This window comes from Streptomyces sp. OZ13 (assembly GCF_052068155.1).
Classification (GTDB): Bacteria; Actinomycetota; Actinomycetes; order Streptomycetales; family Streptomycetaceae; genus Streptomyces.
Genome location: NZ_JBQHCZ010000004.1, coordinates 592405 through 609663 on the forward strand (window position 1 = coordinate 592405; position 17259 = coordinate 609663).

15 protein-coding genes are annotated in these 17259 nt (G+C 70.9%); 13 read left to right on the forward strand and 2 right to left on the reverse strand.

Annotated features, from left to right (window positions below):
• Positions 1-4: 4 nt before the first annotated feature.
• The 11 genes from ACTMTU_RS12950 (at position 5) to ACTMTU_RS13000 (ending at position 11861) form a co-directional block, all read left to right on the forward strand.
• Positions 5-1711 (forward strand): acetyl-CoA carboxylase carboxyltransferase subunit alpha, encoded by a 1707-nt coding sequence (locus ACTMTU_RS12950; protein WP_441263608.1) that lies wholly within the window; start codon positions 5-7, stop codon positions 1709-1711.
• Positions 1701-2216, forward strand: coding sequence for an acetyl-CoA carboxylase biotin carboxyl carrier protein (locus ACTMTU_RS12955; protein WP_441263609.1), 516 nt, complete (start codon positions 1701-1703; stop codon positions 2214-2216). Before ACTMTU_RS12950 ends, ACTMTU_RS12955 begins: the two co-directional genes overlap by 11 nt.
• A 34-nt stretch (positions 2217-2250) precedes the next feature.
• Positions 2251-3603, forward strand: coding sequence for an acetyl-CoA carboxylase biotin carboxylase subunit (gene accC / locus ACTMTU_RS12960; protein ID WP_441263610.1), 1353 nt, complete (start codon positions 2251-2253; stop codon positions 3601-3603).
• A 47-nt stretch (positions 3604-3650) separates the two neighbouring features.
• Positions 3651-4637: a LuxR C-terminal-related transcriptional regulator gene (locus tag ACTMTU_RS12965; protein WP_441263611.1), complete on the forward strand. Its 987-nt coding sequence runs from the start codon at positions 3651-3653 to the stop codon at positions 4635-4637.
• A 109-nt stretch (positions 4638-4746) separates the two neighbouring features.
• Complete coding sequence (locus ACTMTU_RS12970) at positions 4747-5298, forward strand: cobalamin B12-binding domain-containing protein (RefSeq protein ID WP_441263612.1); 552 nt, start codon at positions 4747-4749, stop codon at positions 5296-5298.
• On the forward strand, positions 5298-6554 hold the full coding sequence (locus tag ACTMTU_RS12975; RefSeq protein ID WP_441263613.1) for a methylaspartate mutase: 1257 nt from the start codon (positions 5298-5300) through the stop codon (positions 6552-6554). The genes ACTMTU_RS12970 and ACTMTU_RS12975 overlap by 1 nt, the downstream gene beginning before the upstream one ends.
• Positions 6551-7471, forward strand: coding sequence for a transporter substrate-binding domain-containing protein (locus ACTMTU_RS12980; protein ID WP_441263614.1), 921 nt, complete (start codon positions 6551-6553; stop codon positions 7469-7471). Before ACTMTU_RS12975 ends, ACTMTU_RS12980 begins: the two co-directional genes overlap by 4 nt.
• Before the next feature lie 108 nt (positions 7472-7579).
• The gene (locus ACTMTU_RS12985) at positions 7580-8545 is read left to right on the forward strand and encodes a DMT family transporter (protein ID WP_441263615.1); all 966 of its coding nucleotides are present in this window, start codon (positions 7580-7582) and stop codon (positions 8543-8545) included.
• Positions 8546-8645: 100 nt separating this feature from the next.
• On the forward strand, positions 8646-9704 hold the full coding sequence (locus ACTMTU_RS12990; protein WP_441263616.1) for an aspartate-semialdehyde dehydrogenase: 1059 nt from the start codon (positions 8646-8648) through the stop codon (positions 9702-9704).
• Entirely contained in the window at positions 9701-10798 is a 1098-nt protein-coding gene (locus ACTMTU_RS12995) for an amino acid kinase family protein (protein ID WP_441263617.1), read from the forward strand. The genes ACTMTU_RS12990 and ACTMTU_RS12995 overlap by 4 nt, the downstream gene beginning before the upstream one ends.
• Before the next feature lie 4 nt (positions 10799-10802).
• Positions 10803-11861, forward strand: coding sequence for a TauD/TfdA family dioxygenase (locus tag ACTMTU_RS13000; protein WP_441263618.1), 1059 nt, complete (start codon positions 10803-10805; stop codon positions 11859-11861).
• A gap of 205 nt (positions 11862-12066) precedes the next feature.
• Here the strand turns inward: ACTMTU_RS13000 and ACTMTU_RS13005 are convergent, their stop codons facing one another.
• Positions 12067-12264, reverse strand: coding sequence for a hypothetical protein (locus tag ACTMTU_RS13005; RefSeq protein WP_441263619.1), 198 nt, complete (start codon positions 12262-12264; stop codon positions 12067-12069).
• A gap of 162 nt (positions 12265-12426) precedes the next feature.
• Between ACTMTU_RS13005 and ACTMTU_RS13010 the strand changes: the two genes are divergently transcribed.
• Together ACTMTU_RS13010 and ACTMTU_RS13015 are read left to right on the forward strand one after the other, a co-directional pair.
• On the forward strand, positions 12427-13470 hold the full coding sequence (locus ACTMTU_RS13010; protein WP_441263620.1) for a LuxR C-terminal-related transcriptional regulator: 1044 nt from the start codon (positions 12427-12429) through the stop codon (positions 13468-13470).
• 109 nt (positions 13471-13579) lie between these two features.
• A complete protein-coding gene (locus ACTMTU_RS13015) occupies positions 13580-14482 on the forward strand; it encodes a LysR family transcriptional regulator (RefSeq protein ID WP_441263621.1) in 903 nt (300 codons plus the stop codon).
• A 115-nt stretch (positions 14483-14597) separates the two neighbouring features.
• On the opposite strand, the gene ACTMTU_RS13020 is transcribed toward ACTMTU_RS13015, so the two are convergent.
• A complete protein-coding gene (locus ACTMTU_RS13020; RefSeq protein ID WP_441263622.1) occupies positions 14598-17147 on the reverse strand; it encodes a polysaccharide lyase family 8 super-sandwich domain-containing protein in 2550 nt (849 codons plus the stop codon).
• Positions 17148-17259 lie beyond the last annotated feature (112 nt).

Genomic DNA, 17259 nt, shown 5'->3' on the forward strand with positions numbered 1-17259 from the left:
GGCCGTGAGCCCGCAACAGGGCCCGGTGAGGGCCGACCAGGAGGTGCAGTGGCGCAGATGCGGGGCGTGCGGCGCCTTCGTCTACGTCAAACGGCTGGACCGCAACCGGAAGGTCTGTCCGGAGTGCCAGTTCCACTTCCGTATCCCGCCGCACACCCGGATCGAGCAGCTCGCCGACGCCGACAGCTTCCGGCCGTTCCCCGACGACTACCGTCCCCGTGACCTGCTGGAGTTCACGGACAGCAAGCCCTACCCCGACCGGCTGCGCGACGCGCAGGCCAGGACCGGCCGCCATGACGCCCTGGTCGCCGGTGAGCTGACGATCGAGGGCCGCCGGCTGGTCGTGGCCGCCATCGACTTCAGCTTCATGGGCGGCAGCATGGGCGCCGTCGTCGGCGAGGGCATCGCCGACGCGGCCCGCCACGCACTGTCCCGGAGGCTGCCCCTGCTGCTGATCGCCGCCTCGGGCGGCGCCCGGATGCAGGAGGGCGCCCTGTCACTGATGCAGATGGCCAAGACGGCCCAGTGGGTCGCCCGGCTGCGCGAGGCCCGGCTGCCGGTGATCAACCTCAACACCGATCCGACCTTCGGCGGCGTCAGCGCCTCCTTCGCCATGCTCGGCGACGTCATCCTCGCCGAACCGGGCAGCCTGATCGGCTTCGCCGGCCCCCAGGTCATCCGCAACACGATCCGCCAGGAACTGCCCACCGGCTTCCAGAGCGCCGAGTTCCTGCTGGAACACGGCATGATCGACGCGGTCGTCCCCCGGGAGAACCAGCGCGAACACCTCGCCCGGCTGCTGACCCTGCTCGGCCCCTCCGTGCCCGAACTGCCCGAGGCGAACGGCGCGGAGCCGCTCACCGCACCGCCCCCGGCCGTCCGTGGCACGCGCGACACCGTCGCGCTGGCGCGCAACATCGGACGTCCCACCACGCAGGAGTACATCGGCTACGTCTTCGACGACTTCGTGAGCCTGCACGGCGACCGGGTCTTCGGCGACGACCAGGCGCTGACGGGCGGCGTCGCCCGGCTCGGCGGCCGGAGCGTCGTCGTGCTCGGCCACCAGAAGGGCCATGACACCGCGGCGCTGGTCCGCAGCAACTTCGGTATGCCCAATCCCGAGGGCTATCGCAAGGCGCTGCGGCTGATGCGGCTGGCGGACCGCTTCGGCCTGCCCGTCGTCGCGTTCGTCGACACCCCGGGCGCCTTCCCCGGCATCGGCGCGGAGGAACGGGGGCAGAGCCTCGCCATCGCCGAATGCATCCTGGAGCTCTCCCGGCTGCGCGTCCCGGTGGTCTCGGTGATCACCGGCGAGGGCGGCAGCGGCGGCGCACTGGCGCTGGGCGTCGCCAACTCGGTGCTGATGCTGGAGAACGCGTACTACTCGGTGATCAGCCCGGAGGGCTGCTCCACGATCCTGTTCGGCACCGCGGAGCGCGCCGGCCAGGCGGCCGACGCGCTCCGGCTGACCGCGGCCGACCTGCTGCGCCTCGGCGTGGTCGACGCGATCGTGCCCGAACCGCCGGACGGGGCGCACACGGCGCCGTACCCGACGGCACTCAATGTGAAGACCGCTCTGGTGCGGACCCTCGGTCCGCTGCTCGACCTTCCGGGGGACCGGCTCGTCGAGCTGCGCCGGGAGCGTTTCGACCGGTTCGGGCACCCCGAACGTCAGCCCATCGTCGACTGGGAGAAGAGTGATGACCACTGAGGCGTCCGAGGCGCCGACCGCCGCCGCCACGATGACGGTCGAAGAGCTCAGGGCACAGACCCGGCTGCTGGCCGGTGAACTGCCGGGCACCCTGCGCCGGATCACGCTGCGGGCCGGCGGGATCAGCGTCGACGTCGAGTGGGAGACGGCCCCCGCCGCTGCCGCCCCCGTCGCCGTGCTTCCCGCCCCCGCGGCGGCCGCCGCGCCGACCCCCGCCGCGCCGACCGCCGCCGCGCCCGCCGAGGACGCGGCGCCCGCCGGCCTCGTCCAGGTCACCGCGCCGCTGGTCGGCACCTACTACCAGGCGCCGTCACCCGGCGCGGAGCCGTTCGTCAAGGTCGGCGACATCGTCGAACCCGGCACGCAACTGGCCGTCGTCGAGGCCATGAAGCTGCTCAACTCCATCACCGCCGACGTCCGCGGCCGGGTGCACGCCATCCATGCCCGGGACGGCGAGGTGGTCGAGTACGCGCAGCCGCTCATCGATCTCGTCCCGGTCGACTGACCCGCCGGCGCCACACACACGGGAGGACCGAGACGTGTTCGACAAGGTGCTCATCGCCAACCGCGGTGAGATCGCGCTGCGGATCATCCGCTCCTGTCGCGATCTGGGCGTGCGTACGGTGGCGGTCTACTCCACGCCCGATGCCGACGCCCAGTTCGTCAAGGCCGCGGACGAGGCCGTCCACATCGGCCCGGGCGCCCCCGCCCGCAGCTACCTCAACATCCCCAACATCATCGGCGCGGCCGTCCGTACCGGCGCGGAGGCCATCCACCCCGGATACGGGTTCCTCTCCGAGGACCCGTACTTCGCCGAGATCTGCGCCGACGACGGCATCACGTTCATCGGGCCGCCGCCGGACGTGATGGAGAACGTCGGCGACAAGGCCACCGCGCGACGGCTGATGACCTCGGCCGGCCTTCCGCTGTTGCCGGGCACGGTCGAGCCGGTCGACTCGGTGGACGCGGCCGTGGCCGTCGCGGCGGAGATCGGCTATCCGGTCATCATCAAGGCGGTGGCCGGCGGCGGAGGACGCGGCATCACCGTCGTGCAGGACCCCAAGGACCTGCGGGACGCCTACACCGCCACCCGGGCGAGCGCCCAGGCCGTCTTCAAGAACAGCGCCGTCTACATGGAGCGCTACCTGCAAAAGACCAGACACATCGAGGTCCAGGTGGTCTGCGACGACTTCGGCGGAGCGGTCCACCTCGGCGAACGCGACTGCTCGGTGCAGCGCAGGCACCAGAAGCTCATCGAGGAGTCGCCCTCCGCGATGGTCTCTCCCGAGCTGCGGAACCGGCTGGGCGAGGCGGCCGTGGCGGGCGCCCGTGCGGTGGGCTACCGGGGCGCCGGCACCGTGGAGTTCCTGCTGGAGGCCGGGGACGAGGCGTTCTGGTTCATGGAGATGAACGCCCGTATCCAGGTCGAGCACCCGGTCACCGAACTCGTCACCGGCGTCGACCTGGTGTCCGAGCAACTGCGTGTGGCGTCCGGCAGCCCGCTGTCCTTCAAGCAGGAGGACATCGAGATCCGCGGTCACGCCATCGAGTGCCGTATCAACGCCGAGGACCCCGCACGGGGATTCGTCCCGACCCCGGGTCCGCTGGAGGAGTACCGGGTCCCGGGCGGCCCGTGGGTCCGTGTCGACACGGACTACGTGGCCGGGGCGCGGGTGAGTCCCTACTACGACTCCATGATCGGGAAGCTCATCGTGTGGGGCCCGGACCGCGACACCTGTATCGACCGCGTCCTGCGCGCGCTGTCGGAGTTCGACGTCCGCGGACCCGGTGTGCACACCACCGTGCCGATGCACCAGGAGATCCTCCGCCACCCCGAATTCCGCGGAGGAGACATCGCGACGGACTTCCTCGGGCGTCACTTCGCGCTGTGAGCGGCACACCGGAAGAAGGGAAGCCCACGCCGGAACGGGGAGCAGCCATGCCGTCGGACGAGCTCACCGCCCAGGACATCGGCGTCTACCGGCAGTTGCTCGAGACGTCCCCCGACGCGGAGGAGGGCGCCCGGCGGCTCGGGCTCTCCAGCGAGCAGGTCGCCGAGTCCGTGAAGAGACTGACGGCCCGCCGGCTGCTCCGGCCCGACGGCCCCGGCCGCCACGAGGCCCTCTCCCCGGCCGTCGCCGCCGCCGCGCTGACCGCCGCCTGCCACACGCGGGTGCACGAGCTGGTGCGGCTGATCGACACCACCCGCCGTGAACTGGGGCCGCTGGGCTCGGCGTACGAGGCGCACCGGCGGCAGGAGCTCGACGGCACCACCACCGAACTGTTCGCCGACGGGGACGCCGTACGGCACCGCCTCACCGATCTGTCCGCCCAGGTGCGGCACAGCGTGCTGACGGCCCACCCCACACTGGGCAGTCCCGAGACGCTGCGCGCCGCCCTGGATCTCGACCGCGGACTCCTCGACCGCGGTGTGCGGTACCGGACGGTGGTGCCGCACACCGCTCGCCGGCAGTACGAGTCGCTGCAACACGTCAGGCGCCTCGGCGAACTCGGGGCACAGGTGCGCACCGCCGCCGTGATACCCGGCAGGATGATTCTGCTCGACGACGCCTTCGCGTTCGTGTCCACAGCTTCGGGCGGTGCCGCCCTGCTCCGCGATCCGGTGGCGGTCGGCTTTCTGTCGTTGATTTTCGACCACATCTGGGAACACGCCAGACCGGTCGGCGGCGGAAGTCACGACGACGCGGTCTTCGAGGATGTGGAACTGGCAATTCTGCGCCATCTGGAACGGGGAAGATCCGACGAGTTCATGTCACGAAGGCTGGGTATCTCGACCCGCACGCTGAGCCGGTACCTGGCCGGAATGTGCGAGAAGCTCCAGGTGGAGACCCGGTTCCAACTGGGCATGGCGGCGGCCAGACTTGGCCTCGCGGATGACGACCGGGAGCCGGACGCCGAGGGATAGGAATTCCTGATCCGTCCGATCAGGAATGCCGACCGATGCCGCTGGACCGGGCGGCGCCGGCCCATGGATAGTTTCCATGACGTAACTCCTTTTCTCCCCGGGGGAACGAATGAACGGCACAGCTTCTGCTCCGAGACTGAGAGTCGTCGTTTCCGGTCTGTCCTCCGACGCCCATCTTTGGAACCTGGTCTTCCTTCAGCTGCTGCTGGAGGAACGCGGCCATGACGTCTCGAATCTGGGCAATGTGACGCCCGACGCGACGATCATCGGCGCATGCCGCAGCCGCCGGCCGGACCTCCTCGTCATCAGCAGCGTCAACGGGCACGGCCGGCTGGACGGGCTGCGCCTCGTCCGTGCCCTGCGCGCCACGTCCGAACTCGCCGCCCTGCCCGTCGTCATCGGCGGGAAGCTCGGTGTGGACGACCGCGACCACGCGGAGGTCACCGCGCAGCTGGCCGCCGCCGGTTACGACGCGGTGTTCGACGACGCGGACGAAGGCGGCCCCGACGCGGCCCTGGCGCGCTTCGACGACTTCCTCGGCGCCCTCGCCGCCCTGCACCGTCCCGGCCCCGCCGCCGGTCACGCGGTGACCCGTCCCGGCGCCGGCCCCGCGACGGCCTTCCCCGCACCGCGGCTCGCCGTCCCGGCGGGAGCGGTGTGATGGAGACCGACCGGTTCACCGGCATGGTGCGCGACGCCCGCCGCGCGGGACATCTCGTCATCCAGGCCCGCATGGGCTTCGGTGAACTCGACCGCATGCGCGCAGGGCTGCGCGCCGTGCGGGACGCCGGCCCCTTCACGGCCGGCACCGTCACACTGGACAGCTACACCCGCTGCCACGACTTCACCGCCGCGCGCCGCGCCCTGCGCGAGCACCCCGAGAGCCTGAACGGCTTCCCGCTCATCGCCCACGGAGTGCCCGCGGTGCGGGCGCTGCTGGAGGAGACGTCCTCACCCGGCTTCCCGGTCCAGGTCCGGCACGGCACCCCCCGCCCGTTACGCGTGCTCGACGCCATGGTCCGGGCCGGTGCCGACGCGACGGAGGGCGGTCCCGTCTCGTACTGCCTGCCCTACAGCCGGGTTCCGCTCGGACAGGCGGTACGCGAGTGGAGCGCCGGCTGCGAACTGCTCGCGGCGCAGCCCGTACCGATGCACATGGAGACGTTCGGCGGCTGCATGCTGGGCCAGTTGTGCCCGCCGTCGCTGCTGGTCGCCCTCGGAGTGCTGGAAGCGATGTTCTTCCAGGAGCACGGGCTGACGGGCGTCTCGCTCAGCTACGCCCAGCAGATCCACCCGGGACAGGACCGCGAGGCCCTCGCCGCGTTACGGCGTCTCGCCGACGAGCGGCTGGCCGGCGACGACCACCACATCGTCCTCTACACCTTCATGGGCGTCTTCCCCCGCACCGGCGACGGCAGCCGCCGGCTGCTCGCGGAGAGCGTCCCGCTCGCCGTGCAGGGCGGCGCCGACCGGCTGATCGTCAAGACCCCGGCCGAGGCGCACCGCATTCCCACGATCGAGGAGAACGCGGCGGCGATCGCGTTCGCCCGCTCGGTGGCCGACGCCACCGACGTCAACGGCGGCCCCGCACCCACGTCCACGGGCCTGTACGAAGAGGCGAGGGCCCTCGTCGACGCCACCCTCGAACTCGGCGGCAGCATCGGCCGGTGCCTGGTCGCAGCCTTCGCCCGGGGCATCCTCGACGTGCCGTTCTGCCTGCACCCCGACAACGCCAACCGCGCACGGGCCACCATCGACGCCCGGTCAGCGCTCAGTTGGAGAGACGCCGGCGGCATGCCCGTGACGGCCGTCCGGGAGAGCGGTCCCCTCACCGCGCGGCGCCTCACCGAACTGCTCACCTTCAACCGGCGCCGCTACGACCGGCCGGAACGCGAACCGCTCGGGAGCCTGTCATGAGCCGCCCGGCCACCACCGCCACGCTCCGGGCCGCCAAGGTCCGCGGGGCCGTGCGCGTCGCCGTGTCCCAGGGCGTCCGCGGTCTGTCGCTGCGGACGCCCGCCGGGCTGTGGACGGGGCTCGACACCGACATCGCCCGCGCCGTGGCCGCGGCCGCCCTCGGGGACGCGGAGGCGGTCGACTGGGTCCCGGTACGCGCCACCGACCGGCTGCGCACCCTGGAGTCGGGCCGGGCGGATCTCACGGTGTGCAACCTGACCTGGACGATGGGCCGTGAGGCGGCGGGCGCGGTGCTCTTCGCCGGCATCACCTGCTACGACGGCGAGGGGTTCCTCGTGCGTGCGGCCGACGGCGCCGGCGATCCGGCGGACCTCGCCGGCCGGCGTCTCGCCGTCCACAACGGCTGCACCACCGTGGTCAATCTCGAGTCGTGGTACGGCCCGAGGGGCCTTGACGTCGAGCCCGTCGGCTTCGACGACCCGGCCGACGCGCTGGCCGCCTACGCGAGCGGCGACTGCGCCGCCTATGTCCTGGACCGCACGGCGCTGGCCGGCGCCAGGGCGTGCCTGCCGCGGCCGCGGGACCACCGGATCCTTCCGGTGTCGATCTCCCGCGAGCCCATGGCGGCGGCGGTCCACGAGGCCGATCCGCACTGGTTCCGACTGGTCCGGTGGGTGCTCCAGTTGCTGGTGGCCGCCGAGCACGAGGGCCCCGAGGACGCGGCCCGGCTGGCGGGCCCCCACGGGCCGTCGGCGGGGCTGGACGAGAAGTGGGCCGACAGGGTCCTGTCCGCGGTCGGTACGTACGCGGACGTCTACGAACGGAACCTGGGCGCCGCCTCGGGCCTCGACGTGCCCCGGGGGGTGAACGAGCTGTGGACCGCGGGCGGCCTGCACTACGCCGTCCCGCTGCACTGACCCCGCCCGCACGGATCTCCGCCTGACCGCACCGATCCGCCCGCACCGATCCGAACGTACCGATCCGCCCGCACCGATCCGAACGTCACCGAGAGGGAGTCGAGGCGTATGACCAACGAGGCCGTACCGGCCGACCGGCAGCGCAGAGGCGCCGTCCAGCTCATCGCGGCCATGGGGCTGTCGGGGACCCTGGGTGTGTTCGTCCTGGAGTCCGGCGCCTCCTCCTTCAACGTGGTGTTCTTCCGGTGCCTCTTCGGCGCCCTGGCCCTGGCCGCGTACTGCCTGTTCCGCGGCTATCTGAAGAACACCCGGCTGACCCGGGGCACCCTCGCGCTCGCCGCCCTCGGCGGCGTGTTCATCGTCTTCAACTGGGTGCTGCTGTTCGACGCGTACAGCCGTACGTCGATATCCGTGGCCACCGTCGTCTACCACACCCAGCCCTTCTACGTGGTGCTGCTGGGGGTGATCCTCTTCAAGGAGCGGCTCGACCGGTACCGGGCCGGCTGGATCCTCGCCGCCTTCGCCGGTGTGGTGCTGGTGGCGGATCTGCCGGGCGCCGACCTCGGCGGCAGCGACGGTTATCTGCTGGGCGTCGGCGAGGCTCTGGTGGCGGCGCTCTTCTACGCCTTCGCCACGGTCATCGCCAAGCGGCTGACCACGCTGCGCCCCGAAGTCACCGCTCTCGTGCAGGTGCTGGTCGGCATTCCGCTGTTGCTGCCGTTCACCCGGCTCGGCGACACCGCCGGTCTCGACGCCCGCTGGGGCTGGCTCGTGGGCCTCGGAGTGATCCACACCTGTGTGATGTACATCCTTCTGTACTCCTCGTACCAGAAGCTGGCCACCGACCGGATCGCGGTGCTGTCCTTCGTGTACCCGGCGGTGGCCATCCTCGTGGACTTCACCGTCTACGGACATCGCATCGATGCCCTCCAGGCCCTCGGCGTCGCGCTGATCGCCGCGGCGGCCCTCGCAGTGAACCTCGGCCGGCTGCCCCTGCTGCCCGGCGGGCGCCGCCGGACGGCCGGGAAGCCCGCGCCCACCGCCCCGCCGAAGGCCGAGGCGGTGCGTCGATGACGCCGCCGTCACGGGTGTGCGGCCCCACAGGTCCCGTCCTGGAAGCCGTACGAGCAGCTCTGGCACCCGCAGCCGGACCCGTACAGATCGGAGAAGTCTGATGACGCTCGTCACCGACCCAGCAGCCCCGCGCATCGCCATCGTCGGTGCGACCGGAGTGGTGGGCAACACCCTCATCGAGTTGATCGAGGAGAGGTCGCTGCCCTACCGCGAGATGCATCTGGTGGCCTCGGCCCGCAGCGCCGGCCGGGAGCTCATGGTGGACGGCCGGCCGTACGCCGTCCAGGACCTGGAGGACTTCGACTTCGGCCGGGCCGATATCGCCTTCTTCTCCGCGGGCACTCCGATCAGCACCGAATGGGTGCCCGTCGCCGCGGCCAAGGGCACGCTCGTGATCGACAACACCAACGCCTTCCGCATGGACCCGGACACCCCCCTGGTGGTCCCGCAGGTCAACGCCCACGTGCTGGAGCGGCGCCCCGACAGCGGCATCGTCGCCAACCCCAACTGTTCCACCATCCCGCTGGTGCGTGTGCTGCAGCCCGTCGAACGCCGCTGGGGCATCCGCCAGGTGGTGGCCAGCACCTACCAGGCCGCCTCCGGCCAGGGCCATCAAGGCATCGAGGAACTGCTGGAGGGCACCGAGCTGGCGCTGCGCGACCCGGACGCCGAGCTGCCCGCCGAGCGGTTCAAGCCGCCGCTCGCCTTCAACGTGGTCCCTTCCATCGACCGGCTCCTGGACACCGGGTTCACCCTGGAGGAGCAGAAGATGCTCCAGGAGTCGCGGAAGATCCTCGACCGGCCCCATCTGGACCTCACCGCCACCTGCGTACGCGTACCGGTGGTCAACTCCCACTCCGAAGCGGTCTGGGTGGAGGCGGGTGCTCCGGTCGACCGGGCGGAGCTCGTCGCCCTGCTCGCCGGGCTGCCGGAGGTGACCGTGCACGACGCGGAGAATCCGGCGGCCTTCCCGACCCCGCTGCGGGCCGGGCACCCCGATCATGTGCACGTCGGCAGGATCCGGGTGACCCCGGACAACCCGCGCGGCTTCTGGCTCTGGCTGGTCTCGGACAACCTCCGCGTCGGCGCCGCGCTCAACGCCATCCAGGTGGCCGAGTACGTCCTCCGGCACGGATTCATGGCGGGAGGCACACGTTGAACGGCCCGGTGGTACTGAAATTCGGCGGCTCCACCTTCCGTACCCACGCCGCCTACGACGAACTCGCTGCCGGGCTCGAGGAACGCCTCCGCAGCGGGGGACGCCCGATGGCCGTCGTGGTCAGTGCGATGCAGGGCGAGACCGAGGGGCTGCGGGGCCGGCTGCACGAGGTCAACCCGCGGCCCGAGGACGCCACGTCCGCCGGGATGCTGGCGACCGGCGATCTCGTCAGCGCCCATCTGCTGGCCGCCGCGCTGCACCGCAGGGGCCGCACGGCCACGGTGCTCGCCGGCCACCAGCTCGGTCTGACCACCGACAACTCCTTCCTGTGGGCGCGCGTCGTCAGGACCGATCCCGCGCCGCTGCGCCGGGCGATGTCGGAGCACGAGGTCGTCGTGGTGCCCGGGGGACAGGCCGTCGACGCGGAAGGACGGCCGACCTGGCTCGGCAAGAACAGCTCCGACCTGTCGGCCCTGGCGGTCGCCCGTGCCGTCGGCAGCACCGCCTGCGAGATCCATTCGGACGTCGACGGCATCTACACCTCCGATCCGCATCTGATCGCCGGAGCCCATATCCTGCCCCGGGTCTCGTACAACATGGCGGCCCTGATGTCGCTGTACGGGGCCAAGGTCCTGCACCGCCGCGCCGTGCAGCTCGCGCTGCGGCACCGTATCGAGATCGTGCTCCGTTACAACCGCGCCCCGTTCTCCGCCGGGACGACCATCAGCGCGGAGGGCACCCAGATGTCCGCGGTGGTCTTCAACCAGCGTTCCGTGGTGCTCGGATATCCCGACGACGCCCATGCCGACGCGGCGCACAACGCGTTCCACGGCGCCGGCATCGACACGGTGCGGCTCACGGGACGGCCCGGGGTCGCGGTGGTCGGCGGCTACGTCGACGTGGAGGCCGTCCAGCGCAGGGCCGGGGTCGAGCCGGGCCGGCAGATGGGCGTGCCCGTCGCCGAGGTGCGGGGCAGCAAGGTCACGATGCACCTCGCAGACAGCGGCGAGGACGCGCTCCACCTGGCGCAGCGGCTGCACGACGGGATGGACTTCCCGCAGCCGAGGGACGCGGTTGCGCTGGCAGGGGTGTGAGGACGTGGTGACGGCATTCCCGGTCCACGGGGAGCCCTCCGGCCGGTACGGCGGGCCCGAGGGGCGCGGCGCCGCGACCCGTCTGGACCTGGTGCTCCCCGACGCGGTGCGGGACACGCTCCACAGCGGCCTCTCCCGGCTGCCCGATCCGAGTGAGGACTTCGACCGGGCCACCGCGCGATGCCACCAGGTCTTCGCGGCGCTGCCCACCGAACTGCTCCAGGCCGTCATGGACTTCGGCCGGCACATCGACACGGCCGGTGTCGCCCTGGTGCGGAACCTCCCCGTCGACGACGTGCTGCCGCCGACACCCGACGACGGCGGGCCGAGCCGGGCCAAACGCGGCTTCGTCTCCGAGGGGGTGCTGCTGGGGCTGACGGGACTGCTCGGTGAACCCCTGGGGGTGCTCACCGAGAAGGACGGCCGGCTGATCCACGACATCGTGCCGGTGGAAGGCGGCGAGCGGACCCAGACCAACCAGAGCTCGGCGGTCTTCCTGAACTTCCACAGCGACATCACCTACGACCCGACGGGCCGGTACGACGTCGCCAATCCGGACTTCCTGGTGCTCAACTGCCTGCGTGGCGACCCCTTCGGCGCCGCGGTCACCTATTACGCCGACGCCCGCGACATCTGCGGCCGGCTGCCCGACGACCGGCTCCGCCTGCTGCGCAGTCCGCTGTTCCGGCTCAACGCGCCGGGCAGTTACACCCGCAGTGCCGCGGGCGGGGCGGAGGTGCTGTCCGATCCGGTCCCGATCATCAGCGGTGCCGAGGACTTTCCGGAGATCGCCGTGTCGGCCAACGGCGTGCGCCCGCTGAGCGGGGAGGCGGCAGCCGCTTTCGAGGGGCTCCAGGAGACGTGCCGCGAGGTGGCGCACGCCGTGCGGCTGGAGCCGGGCCAGGCGCTCCTGGTCAACAACCGCAAGGGGGTGCACGCGAGGTCGCGCTTCGGGGCACGTCACGACGGGCGGGACCGGTGGCTGCAGCGCACGTATGTGCGGCGCAGCCTGTGGGACATCCGGTACCGGGTGACGCCGGAGAACCGGCGCGTCCACTTCTGACCGGCCCGGCGCCGGCCGTCCCCGGCACCGGGTCCGGACGGCCGTGACGGCCCGTCGAAGTGAACGACGGGCCGTCACGGAGCCTCGAGGCTAACGGCAGCGCCGCGGCCAGTGGAGAGTGCCGCATTTGGCTCCGACCGCCCGGAGCCGTCCGGCCATTGGCATATTCCCCGACATCAATACTCCTTTGGCCTGTACCACTGGGTCAGTACTGATCACGCTCGGCCGCGGTGGATCCCTCGCCCGGCATCGGGGAGTCCCACTTGTCGTCCGCGAGAATGACCCCGGATAACGAGTTGCCTTCGGGAACGGACGTGGTCACCCCTGCCATGGAATGGATCACCGCGAGCGCCAGCACGGTCACCGAGATTCCATGAGCCAGGAAACGGTGTGCCTTCGCCATCGTGTATTTCCCTCTCGTTGTTCATCCGATGCGCGCCCTCTCCGGCCGCAAGAACAAGGTGGCACTAGTGAAGATCGAGTTCGAGTGGCATGGAGTGTCCTATGATGGAGCGGCAGCAAGTGGATAGCGACAAATCGGGCAATTGGCTGGGGTTGGTGACCTATGGGGGAGCATCAACTGCTGGGCGGCGTCGCGGTCGAGGTCTATGAATACGCATTGCGTAACGGAACGTTCAAGGACGAGGAGATCGCAGGTCGCCTGGGCGTCGATGTCCGGATGATCAGTGAGGCCCGCGAGGTGCTGCAGGAGCTTCGGCTGCTCGCCGTATCGGCGAACGGCCGTGTCGTGGCCGCGCTCGATCCGGACATCGCCGAGGCCGAACTGGTCACCCCGCTCGAGCTGTCCATCGCGCAGCGCCGCCGCGAGATAGCCGGTATACACCAGGAGTTGCGGGTCCTGTCGGAGGTCTACCGCTCCCGGACCCGGTCCACGTCGGACGACGTGCCGATCCGGGTGCTCGACGACTTCGAGGACGTCCGGCGCGAGATCGACCTCGCCCGCCGGCGCTGCACGGAGGAACGCATCAGCCTCCAGCCCGGCGGCGGCCGCAGCGCCGAATTGCTGGAGCAGGACCTGCTGCAGACGCTCGAGATGAGAAAACGCGGTATCCGCATCCGGACGCTCTATCAGAACACCGCCCGCGCGAGCCTCGCCACGCGTACCTATGTACGCCAGATCTGCGCACAGGGCGCGGAGGTCCGGACCGCGGAAGAGCTGTCGGAGCGGCTGATCATCTACGACCGCAAGTTCGCTTTCATTCCCAAGGAACGCACCGGCAAGGAGCCGCCGGGCGCGGCGCTCGTCACCGACCCCACGGTCGTGGCCTATCTCTGCCGTTCCTTCGAGTCCATCTGGCAGGCGAGCCAGCCGTTCGAAATGGGCCGGACCGCCGAATACCAGCAGATCACCGAAGATCTGCGGGTGTCGATCACCCGGCTCATGGCGAAAGGCCTCAAGGACGAGGGCATCGCCCGCCGGCTCGGTATGGCGACCCGCACCTGCCGTCGCCACATCTCCGCCATCATGGAGGAAGTCGGCGCCACCAGCCGCTTCCAGGCCGGACTTCTCCTCGCTCAGCAGGGCTTGATCCCTGAGACGAGCGCTGTGCCCGCGAATCCGGACAGGGCCGAAGTGGCAGATTCCTGACGGTCATTGTCCCCGATCGGACAGGCCGCTGTTCTGGTGTCCCCATTCCCCGGCTGATTTCCTGGTTCATGCGCCACGAGTTCGGCGACAACCGGACCACGGAGGGGACATGGACATTCGGCAGTTGGCGACATTTCACAAGGTGGCGACGCTGCTCAGTTTCACCCGCGCGGCGGCGGAACTGAAGTACGCGCAATCCAGTGTCACCGCGCACATCAAAGCCCTTGAGGAATCGCTCGAGGTGAATCTCTTCGACCGTCTCGGCGGCCGGGTCGAACTCACGGAGGCGGGGCGGCGACTGCTCCCCTACGCCGAGCAGATGCTCGCCCTGGCGGGAGAAGCACGCGGTGCGGCGCTGGGTTCCGAGGAGCCGGCAGGGGTGCTCACCGTCGGTTCCATGGAGAGCATCACCTCCTACCGGATGCCGCCGCTGCTGGAGTTCTTCCACCACCGTCACCCGGCACTGCAGATCGTGCTGCGCCCCAGTCTGTGCGCCGAGACCTGCCACGCCCTGCGCCAGGGCATGTTCGACATGGGCTTCCTGATGGAGGCGGAGACCCAGCACCCCGGGGTGCAGACGGAAGTGCTCGGCTCCGAGCCGCTCACGGTCGTCGCGGCCCCGGGCCACCCCCTCACCCGCGCCGAGAAGGTGACGACGGACGACCTGCGCGCCACCCAGGTCATCTCCGCGGAGGCGGGCTGTGCCTACCGGGAGTTGTTCGAGGCGGAACTCAACGACGGCACCGGCGAATCCCTGCCCTTCCTGGAGTTCGGCACCATAGAGTCCATCAAGCGCGGTGTCGCCGCCGGACTCGGCATCAGTCTGCTGCCGAGCGTCACAGTGGCCGACAGCCTCGAGAGCGGCACCCTCGTACCCCTGCCCTGGACCGTCCCGTTCGAGGTCCACACCCAGATCGCCTGGCGGCGCGGGAAGACCCTCTCGCGCGAGATGCGGGTGTTCGTCGACCAGACGATCAAGTTCCTCTCCGAGGAGTACGCGCGCCGGCCCTGATCCCGGTGACGTGAGCACCCCCGGCCGCCGGGCCTGCGTACGGGACGCGCCAGGAGGTCCCGGCCGGCCCGTACGAGCGGACCCGCCGGCGGCCGGGCTGTCCGTACGGGATTCCCTACCGCAGCGTCGCCGTGAAGCTGCGGCCGTAGGCGTGGTGCGTCGTGACGTCGAGGCGGGTGCCGCCCGGGACGTGAGTGGTGCGGATCCCGTCGTCTGCCGAGACGGGGCGCAGGGCGCGGCCGTGGAGGGTGACCCTGACCGTGCGGCGTTCCGTGGTCGGGTCGGACACGGCGATCGAGCACGTGCCGTCGGCGGACCGGCGCAGGATCACCGACGCGGGGCCGTCGACGGAGAGGCGCTCGACGTGGTGGGTGCCCGGGGCGAAGGTGTTGACGGCCAGGATGCCCAGCCCGGTGTGCTTGACCGCCTGGGCGCGGACGGTGTTGGCGAGGACGGAGAGCGGCCCGCCCGAGTAGGAGGCCAACTGGCGCTCGGAGGCGTTCGGGACGATCGCGTGCGCCATGGCGGCGGGCGCGGCACCGGCGGGCCGGTCGTAGGAGACCGTGAAGACCTGCCTGGTCACGGCGGTGTCCGGGTTGGACAGACGGACGCCGCGCAGGCTGCGGGTGACCGTGTCGAGCGCGACGGCCGGCCGGGGTCCGGACAGGAAGACGTATCCGACGGCGGTCCCCTGCCCGGGATCGTCGTACCGCAGCCAGGCGAGCGGCGCGGTTCCGGTCCCCTGCCACGGCGTCCCGTCGCGGAGCTCACCGGTCAGGGTGACCGGGGCGGTCGCGGAGGCGATGCGGGTGTCGACGGTGGTGGTCACCGCGCGGTCCGCGTGGCCCGTGACACCGGCCCCGAGGACGACGATCTCGTCGTCGAGCATGAACCAGGACCTGGTGCCACGGGCGCCCTGGTAGGCGACGAAGTCGTCGGGCAGTTCGCCCGCCTCCTTCGCCGCGTACGCGACATCGTCGGACAGGACGAGCGCGGTGGTGCCGTACGCGCCGAGGCGGGCGCCGCCGGAGTGAGGGTGGCTGCCGCGCGGGAAGTAGACGTACGTGTTCTGGGACTCGGAGGACGAGGTGAAACCCCGCTCGGGATTGTCGTACCAGAGCGTTCCGTACAGCTCCGGCACGGTACGGCGGTCCTCCACCGGGGCGGTCACGCCCGCCAGGCGGTACGGGGAGACGGTGGTGAAGTAGTCGATCCCGAACGCCTGCCGCTGGTCCTGGCCGGAGAGATAGAGGTAGTGGGCCCCGTCGCCCTGGAACCAGGGCATCAGGTTCTCGCCGCTCATGTACTCGTACTTGCTGATGCGGTCCGAGCTGCGGGCCAGGGCGAACGCGTAGCCGGGGCGCCGGTGGACGGTTCTGTCCATGGCGTTGAACGCGGTGTGGGAGGCGGCGGGCACCAGGTCCTCGGCCGGGGCCGGGGACTTCAGGATGTCGGCGTAGCGGGCGATGCTGACGGGGGAGACGAAGGAGGCCGGGTCCAGGTTCGTCCTGGACGTCTGCCGGACGTACTTGACGTAGCCCTCGAGCGCCTCGGTGTCGCCGCCGGTGCTGTATCCGGAGAGGTCGACGACGGCCTCCACGACGGCGGCGACGTCCGCGTAGCCCGTGCCGGTGCGTGACACGGCGCGGCCCTTGACGATCTCCATCATCCAGCCCTCGAAGACCACCGGGGCGAAGCCTTCCGCGACCCAGCCCTGCACGACGCCGACGAGGTTCTCGGCAGGGACGTAGGCCGTCCCGTCGAGGATCTTGACGCTCTGGACGATCCGGGTGAGCAGGCCCTTGCCGTAGGAGCCGGTGTAGGCGACGGACGCGTGCTGGACGAAGGAGCCGTCCGCGTAGAAGCCGTCGGTCACACCGTGCCGCAGGTCGTACGGGTCGATCCGGGCGAAGACGGTGAGCTGGTCGGCGACGGCCTTGCTGACACGGGCGTCTTCGCCGAGGACCGCTCCCTGGAGGATCCGGTTGGTCGTGATGTCGGCGAGGTTGGCTCCGGTGTGGAAGCGCGAGTCGAGGTCGACGTCGCCGTTCTTGCCGTTGCGCAGGTACGCGTCCATGGAGGCGACGTAGGTCGCGGCGAGGTCCGGCCGGTACGCCGCGAGTTCGTCCCCGAGCAGTACGAGGGTCTTGGTCGCGTGGCCGGGGATGCCGATCTCCCAGTTGAACCAGTTGCCGTAGTAGCCCTTCGACTGGTCGCCGTAGTACTCGTCGTGGAGACGGACCAGACCGTCGGCGACCCTGCGCCGGACCGCCGTGCCGTCGAACAGACCGGAGACGCCCGGGGTGCGGGTGGCGAGGGCGATCTCGTACAGGTACTGGAACGTCCTGCTCAGGTTGGGATCGCTGGTCCCGAGCGGAACCCCCGCGAAGAGCTCGCCCGGTCCGGCGCCGTCCATCGCGGCGAGCCGCGACCGCGCCGCGGAGGCGATGGCCGCGAGTTTCGGGGCGACCTCGGCCCGGGCGTTGGCCTCCGCCGTGCCGGCGAAGACTGCCACCGTGTTGCGCAGCAGGGTCTCGTGATCGGCTGCCTGTCCGGAGGCGGAGGGGCGGACGCGGGGCGCGGCTCGGGCGCGCAGGGGCTGGGCCACGGCAAGCAGCGTTGCCGCCGGGATCACGGACAGCACGGAACGACGCGAGAACTCCACCTGAACGCTCCAAGGTTCGGCCGGAAAGCGCTTGCCAGACGACGAAACAACGCTGTCCCACCGCTGTCAACGGGCGGGACGCAGGTACCGGGCCCCGTTGTCAGTGGGGTCG